Raw genomic sequence first — 7523 nt, 5'->3', positions numbered from 1 at the left:
ATTCGCAGTCTCGGTCACGGGGAACGGCGATTTCTGCCTCACCAAACTCCCCTTTAATCGTTTTCTTGCTATGCCCATTGCGGCGATTGGCAGGTTTTGATGCTTGGGTTTGAGCCTCTTGAGTTTCCAGGTGGGTCTTCATTTCTGCCTCTAAGCAGCGTTCTACAAGGGCTTTGGTTAATTGTTTCAAAATCCCACCTTCACCCAACAGGTCTTCGGGTTTCTCGTAGCTTTGTAGCAGTTGGTCAAGCAGTTCAGGTTGAAAGGTCATGTGTTTCTATCTCTGGTTCAGTAGTTCATTAGATCTCAACTTCTGACCTTTGACACACTTCAATTTACAATCCCGCAACCATTACTATATAAAGGCGATCTAGAGAAATTAGCCTTTTCTAAGTCGGCTCCAATTAAAACAGATTTTGTTTGTTGCGCTTCAGTTAAGTTAACTTCTTTGAAGTTTATTCCTCTAAGATCTAAACGATCTAACTTTGCCTCAGAAAGGTCAGGAAAAAACACATTTTTCTCACGAAATGCGTTTCAGTATTGAACTCCTTTCTGAAACAAAGCTAAGTGTTCAGGGTTTGCCATACCAAAAAGCTATTGGAGCCTCAACTAAAAAATGCTTTCTTAACACCGAAAGCTGCAAGTCCTACAACAGCCCCAGCAGCAACTACAGGAGCAGCACCGATCGCAACAGCGGTTCCTCCTACAGCTAAACCCATTCCACCGACCGCAGCAGCTACTCCAGCTCCAGCAGCAGCACCACCTGCTGCATAGGCTCCAACTTCAACAACATCGTTGTTCTTAGACATGTTTTCCTCCGTTAAGTTGCTCCTAATTTAGTAAACCCATCGTGAAGATAAAATCTCGTGTCTACGTAAATTACGTGAAGCTTTGAACAAGAGTGTGTGGAAGGTTCAAAAATTTTCCTGATACCTTAGCTTCTATAGAGGGCACTCTTCGGAATGAAATCGTTGGGATTAGAAGAATGCGCCAAACCAAAGCAAAACTACTGAAAGCGCTTGCTGTTGTAATACTTCTACAATTCTTTTCTGGGTATGGCTGTACTAGCAGCAGCAACCAAGCCTCTCCACTTTCTCAGGAGCAAGCACAGGAAAATGCTAATGACCCTGAAGTAATTAAGAGCAGACTGGAAGGAAGAATCAACGAAGACTCCCAACTTATAAATCCAAAATTACAAGAGGGGATGACTAGAAGCTATTCGGACGGTACATGCACTTATACTGCTGAAGTAGCTGGGACTTCCTATGACATTACTCAATCTGATTCAATAGTTACACCCTATATAGGTACGGTTAAATACGATTTGAATTGGTATAACGGCGGGGAGCGAATCGAGAACAAAGTCTATATCGAAGCGAACTACGCTTATCAGGACGGGGTATGGGCTTTTAAGCAAGCAACCAGATATACATTTCTTGAGTCAGAAAGTGGTTGGACTCCCGATACTGATCCTGAGAATGTGACTTGGTTTAATTCTCTATTTCAGCAGTAATAAGAATAGAAAAAACCTGTTTATTGGCTGTTGTTGTTTAACTGCTTTGTAACCGGATTAACACATTACTTGTCCTTTGAAGGAATAGGGGCAAAGGTAGCGTAGCTGCAACGAAGCGCCACGTAGGCTCTGAAAGCTTTACTGCACAAAGCATCCAGAAAAATTTTTGTGATTTTGCCTCAACATACCAAGAAAGGGATTGCGACAGGATACGTGTAAAAACCTGCAAGATCAGGTTAAATCGCTTGCAGATCAAGCATTTCGGCTTTTCCTAAGCTACTCCATCTCCCTGAAAGCTAGTAGTAGTACAGGTTTGGACTAAATGTGGACTTCGTACTACTTGAAGATCGGTAGTACAGTTGCTATTTTCCACCTTTTTTAGAGGCTAGAACCCTGATTGCTTCGTTGAATAGTTACGCCCCGCAGCCAACAGTCAATACAGTCAGTAGAGACAGGCAGAATATGGAAAGCCACAGTTTTTTAATGGTTGCTCGGATCATCAAACCTGAATTGGAGTCGTGAACAACCTGGACCTACACTCGCTAATTGTGAGATTTCGGACTCCAAGAGATTTTATTAGATTTTGTGTTTAGGGCTGGCGGAGAACCTCTAAAATACTCCCTAGCGACGCATCAGTTTAAGCACCACAACCTTTTTACCCTCGTCTCACCGTCGCCCGGATCTGGTCACGGAACCATGCCTGTCCAGCATCACCCTCGAGCCGAGGATGCCAGATCATGGTGTAGGGGAAGTCCCCAATCTCTTGAGGGGGCAATACTTGCCGAAGGTTTGCCAACTTTGAGAGTTCGAGTGCAACACGCATGGGGACGGTGAATATCAGGTCGGTACTCACAATATTGAGCGCGGTTGCCATGAAGTAGGGTGACTGGAACACAATATCTCTTGCCTTTCCCAGATCAGCCAGCGGACGGTCGATCATCGTTTGCTGCCCTTCTGCGATGGCGACGCTCGCATGTGGACGACGCAGGTATTCGTCCAAAGAAAAACGCTCGTTCTTAAATGGGTTGTCTACACTGATCAGGCAGATGAAATGCTCCTGGTACAGCACTTCCACCTTTAGTCCCTTGGGCGGGGTTGGTACGCTGCCCACACCGAGCGCCAAGTCACAGCGTCCTGTTTCTACGTGACGGTAACTCTCTGGTGTCCAGCCAATGACCTCGACGCGAACGCCAGGAGCAAGCTTGCGGCAGAGTCGTACCGCGCCGCTGACGATCACGGCAACTGCGTAATCGGTGCTTGTGACGCGGAAGTATTGCTGCGAAATAGAAGGATCAAAGTCGTTGCTTCCGATCGCCGCGTTGAGGCGAGGCAGGAGCGCTTCTAATTCTTGCAGCAAGCGATCGCCACGAGGCGTTCGCTCGTACCCCACGCCGCTACGAACGAGCAGATCATCGCCGATCGCCGCCCGCAACCGACCCAGCACCCGACTCATCGCGGGCTGACTGAGCGAGACGCGGGCGGCGGCACGAGTGATGTGTTTCTCCTCCAAAAGGGCTTGTAAAGCCAGAAGTTGGTTCAGGTCGATGCGGGAGAGATTAGGGAACTGTTGAGTCATGACTTTAACTATACCATCATTGATATAGTCCCTATCTTCAATATGCATTGGACACATCGCAGGTAAAGTGCAATGATCGACATAGGTTCATTTGTGTTTGTCATTAACAGCAAGCCAGCAACTTACTGTCTAGATGGCAATTGAAATTTTTGATTGCACCTAACGCGAAGTACGGAGCGCTTCAGCCATTACCGGAAGTTGCTGGAGTTGCTGCTGCTGTATAGCTATAAGACTTGAACGAGTTTTTTACGCACTATCCTCAACCGACCGATCTAGAACATTACGAGGCCAATCATGCCGAAGACAGCAATTGTAACTGGAGCCTCTCGCGGTATTGGACGCGAGATTGCAAAGCGACTCGCATCAGATGAATTTTCTGTTGTTGTGAACTACTCGGAAAGCAGCGCCAAGGCTGATGAAGCTGTCAGTGAAATCCAGGCTACGGGCGGCAATGCGATCGCCGTAAAAGCCAACGTCTCGAAAGAGAGCGAGGTAGAGCAGCTTTTTGAGCACACCATCACCACACTAGGATCGATCGATGTCGTCGTTCACAGTGCCGGGATTATGTCCTTGTCGCCCATCATTGACAATGACGTGCAACTGTTCGATAGCGTCATTGCGACGAACCTGCGCGGTACATTTCTCGTGTTGGCTCAAGCGGCAAAGCACATTAGTGATGGTGGCCGCATCATTGCCCTTTCTAGCAGCGTGATCGCTAGGTCGTTTCCAACCTATGGAGCCTATATTGCATCCAAAGCGGGAGTTGAAGGATTGGTGCGGGTTCTCGCTAATGAGTTGCGCGGTCGCAATGTCACGGTCAATGCGGTAGCGCCAGGACCAGTCGCGACAGAACTCTTTCTCCAGGGCAAGACTCAAGAACAGATTGAGCATCTCAGCAAGCTTGCTCCAATGGAGCGGCTTGGAGAACCCCTCGACATTGCGCGTGTCGTTTCATTCCTGGCAGGAACAGACGGGGACTGGGTTAATGCTCAAGTTCTTCGCGCTAACGGTGGTTACGCTTAATCAAATTCGGCATATTTCATCTTTAACACATCACAAAGGAAACGCACAATGAAGGCAACCCGTCCAGCAATTAGGCAAAATGTTTCCCGTCGGTCGGTACTTGGATTGTTAGGATTTGGTGCCGCTGCCGCTGCCTTAACACCTACTCTTTTTAAGACGGCACAGGCACAGAATCAAACCCAAACTCAAACTCAACCGTCGCAACCTGCTTCAACCCAACCCTCACAGATCATCACGAAGGAGATCCCGCGCACACAGGAGAAACTGCCTGCAATCGGTCTGGGGACGTTTATGACCTTTGATGCTTTGTCTGATCAACCCCGCGATCATCTTCAACAAGTGATGCGCCGCTTTTGGGATGCAGGCGGGCGAGTGGTCGATACCTCATTGCTCTATGGGATGTCGGAAGTGAACGTAGGCGAATTTGCTAGAACACTTGGCTTGACCAATGATTTGTTTATTGCTGACAAAACCTGGGCAACTGGCGAGTATCTGGGCGATCCTAGTCAGGCGCAGCGTCAGTTTGAACAATCAATGACGCGATTGTTCCGCGATCGCATTGATGTAATGCAGGTTCATAGCTTGGTGAATGTAGATGCGATTTTACCCCTGTTAAAGGCATGGAAAGCAGAAGGTAAAATTCGCTACGTGGGCGTTACCCACCACGATCCGTTATACTTTGCTGCGCTTGAGAGGTGGATCGAGAACGGCGATCTGGACTTTGTTCAACTTCGCTACTCAATTCGTCAGCGTGGAGTTGAAGATAGAATTCTTCCTGCGGCGGCGGCGCGAGGAACAGCAGTCCTAGCTAACATGCCCTTTGAGAAAGCCCGCCTTTTTGAATTGGTAAAGGGGCAACCACTACCCGATTTTGCCAGCGAGATTGGCTGCGAGAACTGGGCGCAGTTTTTTCTCAAGTATGTGATTTCTCACCCGGCTGTAACCTGCGCGATTCCCGCAACCACAAACCCCGACCACGTTGTTGAAAATATGGGTGCATTAAGAGGACCGTTACCTGATGGTTCAATGCGTACCCGGCTGGTGGAGCACATGGAAAGCCTTCCCGGTTTTGACAATCTTCTCCAAACGCCCTGGTATCCCGGCAAGAATTTTAACGGGTTGGTTCGCCTGCGAAACCCACGTCCGATCGGTTGAGATGGAGTCTGTATCATGTTGCGTAGATTTAGCTATTTGATTTTCCTGTCGCTGTTGGTCTTTTCCGCCTTTGTATAGCAGCCGAGTTGAACTCAGCGGAGCAGTCACCCACTCCGCTGAGTTCAACTCGGCTGCTATACAAAGGCGAATGCGTTTACGTTCCTTATGACTGTCCCAATGTTTCTTATGTCATGGGGATCTTCCAGAACTGCAATCAGGCTCTTGCACAGGTACGGTTTAATTTCGTCTGCACGCTCCCGCACCTTGCTTCTGCGTTTCGGTTTATCTGGTTCTTCTGTCATATTCTCCCCTGCTGCCTAACGACTAAAGTCAGCGGTTGTACCCATTTGCATTGAAGACAGAGATCTCTCGTCAGTCCGCTGCACCAGGAACTATGTTAGACGGTAACAGCGACTTCAAATCGTCTCATACTCTTGACTCATTGAAGTACTGTCCTGCACCTATTTGCTCCATTCATCCCATGCTGCTTGCGCAACCTTTGCTATCACTTCTTCGCGTATCGTAGCGTTAGCTGTCGAATCTAAAACAAAAACGACGATCGCTAGATGTTGTCCATTCGGCAACGTCACAAGTCCTACATCATTGGTTGCAGCTGTCATGCCATCAACAGTAGCCGAAGTCCCCGTTTTGTGTGCTACAACTGTCCCCTCCGGCAACAGTCCTTTAATCCGATTTGGACCTGTCGGGGTTTCTGTCATCCATTGCCGCAGTAGGGCTTGACTAGATTCTGAAAGCCCTCGCCCTTCATGGAAAGCACGTAATAAGTTAACAGCTGCATCCGGCGTTGCATAGTTACGATACTGCAATGATGGATCCTGCCCGAACTGGATCTCGTTTTCTGTGTTCGCTACAACGATGTCATCCACGCCAAGCTCGCGTAAATATTCCGTGACACGCTGTGGTCCACCGATGAGTCGTAACAGCGCATCAGAAGCAGTGTTATCACTTTCAGAAACTGCATACTGCAATAATTCAGCCAGATCGAATTCCATTCCTTGTGAACTCTCATCTAGAATCCGACTGTCCTGGACGATATCACTTGCCTCAATCCGAATCTTCTGGTCTAGCTTCAAGTTTCCTTGGTCTACTTGAGCCAAAACAGCCATTGCGATGGGAAACTTATAGACACTCTGCATCGGAAATTGTTGATCTCCATTTAGAGTAACTGACTCCCCAGTTTCTAATACTGTGGCTGTAACCCCAACCCGCCCTTGAGCAGTCTGAGAGATTTGCTCAATGCGAGTGCTTAAGTCGTTTTCGTTATTAGCAGTGGCTACAACCTCCGTCGATACATCTGTTTGGCTGTCTGGGTTGTCTGCTCTGTTGCTGGAGTTGTTACTCGTACAACCAACCGTCAGTAAAGACAAACAAAATACGTAAAGCGACACATTTCTAATTGTTGCTTGAATCATAAAACCTGAATTGGAGCTGTGACCAGCCTAGAGCTACACTTGGTAACTGTCAGATTTCGGACTTCCAGAAATTTTATTGAATTTTGTGTTTTAAGTTGGCAAAGAACCTTCAAAATAAACCCTAACGGACAACGTAAAGCAAGCTTTACGTGTTTGACGGCGAACAGTGGGTTCCAGAGCAAAAGGTTTTCGCCGAAAGTTGGGTATACGACCCGCAACAGCGAAGCAATTGGCGCACTTGAGCGCCTGGCAATGATAGATTAGGCGATCGCCGCACAGGTTTCGTTACCGCCCTTCGCTAAGGGAAGGTTAAAGCAATAAGACACCTGCCTCAGCAGCAATGCTGGGGTTTTTTGTGCCAGCATTGCTGCTTCTAGGGGTAAAGGTAGCAGTGCGATGTAGCAAGTCGAGTGTTAGAGGATTAAGACAATCCTCCTAAATGAGTGGAAAGCCTTCTTTCCCAGTGGAATCTGTCCCACTGTCCCCCCGTAAAAGAGTCATTGACTCCGGTCACGCTGGCAGTAAGTAATGAACCCAGTGGAATGCAGACCACGAACGTATCCAAGCCTGGAAGCCCCAATCTGGGTAAGGGCAAGGGGAAGTCTGAAAGGGTTAAGGTAACTGAACTGTTATTTGAAGCTTCGTCATTTGCGCCAGTCAGTGAAATAGGGCTGAAACACTGAGACCAAAAGGTGGATGGGTGGCTCAACGGTTCTGTCGCAAAAACTGTTTAAGGACAAACAATCTGTATTGTTTGGATTACTTTAAGCAGTAATTCCAAAGAGTACTTCAATAAACTTGGATTGAGAGACACTACTCCCTT

The 7523-nt window shown here is 47.8% G+C and carries 8 protein-coding genes; 3 read left to right on the top strand and 5 right to left on the bottom strand.

Annotation, left to right across the window (positions count from 1 at the left end; translation table 11 throughout):
- From H6G00_RS19460 to H6G00_RS19450, 3 genes are all read right to left on the bottom strand, one after another.
- The coding region (locus H6G00_RS19460) for a transposase (RefSeq protein ID WP_190798008.1) at positions 1–271 on the bottom strand (271 nt) is incomplete at its 3' end.
- Between the two features lie 59 nt (positions 272–330).
- The gene (locus H6G00_RS19455) at positions 331–513 is read right to left on the bottom strand and encodes a pentapeptide repeat-containing protein (protein WP_190798007.1); all 183 of its coding nucleotides are present in this window, start codon (positions 511–513) and stop codon (positions 331–333) included.
- Between the two features lie 92 nt (positions 514–605).
- Positions 606–809 (bottom strand): hypothetical protein, encoded by a 204-nt coding sequence (locus H6G00_RS19450; RefSeq protein ID WP_190798006.1) that lies wholly within the window; start codon positions 807–809, stop codon positions 606–608.
- A gap of 176 nt (positions 810–985) precedes the next feature.
- On the opposite strand from H6G00_RS19450, the gene H6G00_RS19445 reads away from it, so the two are divergent.
- Positions 986–1513: a hypothetical protein gene (locus H6G00_RS19445; RefSeq protein ID WP_190798005.1), complete on the top strand. Its 528-nt coding sequence runs from the start codon at positions 986–988 to the stop codon at positions 1511–1513.
- A 655-nt stretch (positions 1514–2168) separates the two neighbouring features.
- Here the strand turns inward: H6G00_RS19445 and H6G00_RS19440 are convergent.
- Positions 2169–3089, bottom strand: a complete 921-nt coding sequence (locus tag H6G00_RS19440) for a LysR family transcriptional regulator (RefSeq protein ID WP_190798004.1) — start codon at positions 3087–3089, stop codon at positions 2169–2171.
- A gap of 294 nt (positions 3090–3383) precedes the next feature.
- Here H6G00_RS19440 and H6G00_RS19435 point away from each other — a divergent pair, with 294 nt between their 5' ends.
- Together H6G00_RS19435 and H6G00_RS19430 are read left to right on the top strand one after the other, a co-directional pair.
- Entirely contained in the window at positions 3384–4112 is a 729-nt protein-coding gene (locus tag H6G00_RS19435) for an SDR family oxidoreductase (RefSeq protein WP_190798003.1), read from the top strand.
- Positions 4113–4160: 48 nt separating this feature from the next.
- Positions 4161–5267: an aldo/keto reductase gene (locus H6G00_RS19430; protein WP_190798002.1), complete on the top strand. Its 1107-nt coding sequence runs from the start codon at positions 4161–4163 to the stop codon at positions 5265–5267.
- A gap of 461 nt (positions 5268–5728) precedes the next feature.
- Here the strand turns inward: H6G00_RS19430 and bla are convergent, their stop codons facing one another.
- Positions 5729–6700 (bottom strand): class A beta-lactamase, encoded by a 972-nt coding sequence (bla, locus tag H6G00_RS19425; protein ID WP_190798001.1) that lies wholly within the window; start codon positions 6698–6700, stop codon positions 5729–5731.
- Positions 6701–7523: the final 823 nt, after the last annotated feature.

Origin of the sequence: Leptolyngbya sp. FACHB-541 (assembly GCF_014695875.1) — a bacterium.
GTDB lineage: Bacteria > Cyanobacteriota > Cyanobacteriia > Elainellales > Elainellaceae > JAAUTN01.
Note: the sequence above shows the minus strand (reverse complement) of the source record. Positions and strands in the feature narration are given on the sequence as shown.